We start from the raw sequence: 219 nt of genomic DNA, 5'->3' as shown, positions 1-219 counted from the left end.
CCACTAGGGAAGCTTCGTAGGTAGAGAAAGATGTGTTTCACCGCCAGCCCAATCATATGTGCGGGTTTGGCCCCCCGCCGAGCCGAGATTGCACAACCGCCGCACGGCCCATTGTCACTGGCCGCGCATGTCGGTGTATCGATCTATGGCGGTTACTTCGGCGCCGGCATGGGCATTCTGCAACTGGCGGCGTTTTCCATCGAAGGGCACCCGCTGGCC

The 219-nt window shown here is 61.2% G+C and carries 1 pseudogene; it reads left to right on the top strand.

Features of this window, described 5'->3' with window-relative positions:
- Nucleotides 1-90: 90 nt before the first annotated feature.
- A pseudogene (locus ACQ4LH_RS22135) lies at nucleotides 91-219 on the top strand (sulfite exporter TauE/SafE family protein); the annotation flags it as partial.

This window comes from Pseudomonas peli, assembly GCF_050563605.1.
GTDB classification, from domain to species: domain Bacteria; phylum Pseudomonadota; class Gammaproteobacteria; order Pseudomonadales; family Pseudomonadaceae; genus Aquipseudomonas; species Aquipseudomonas peli_A.
This window is presented reverse-complemented; position numbering and strand designations above follow the sequence as displayed.